The sequence below is a fragment of the Enterococcus sp. C76 genome (assembly GCF_040886985.1).
Classification (GTDB): Bacteria; Bacillota; Bacilli; order Lactobacillales; family Enterococcaceae; genus Enterococcus_B; species Enterococcus_B lactis.
Genome location: NZ_JBFOEY010000076.1, coordinates 1 through 284, shown reverse-complemented (window position 1 = coordinate 284; position 284 = coordinate 1). Strand labels below are relative to the sequence as shown.

Genomic DNA, 284 nt, shown 5'->3' with positions numbered 1-284 from the left:
CCCCTGGGAAATACGTGGTGACGTACACGAATGGGAGCATAAGTAAACAAGCGACGATCACAGTAGAAGCGGAAGCCGTGGATCAAACGGTGTTAGAAGTCAAAGACAGTACGATCAAACAAGGAAGTTCATGGCAGGCAAGTGATAACCTAGTGAAAGCTCTCGATGCGGACGGAAAAGACGTTCGAGAAGAAGTGGCGAATACCGCTCAAGGGACGGTAGATACAAGTACCCCTGGGAAATACGTGGTGACGTACACGAATGGGAGCATAAGTAAACAAGCA

General features: G+C 48.6%; 1 protein-coding gene. It reads left to right on the top strand.

All coding sequences use genetic code 11. The features are described from left to right. Nucleotides 1-17 precede the first annotated feature (17 nt). Nucleotides 18-284 (top strand): bacterial Ig-like domain-containing protein (locus AB3I00_RS14820; protein WP_368025645.1); only part of this gene is annotated, 267 nt, incomplete at its 3' end.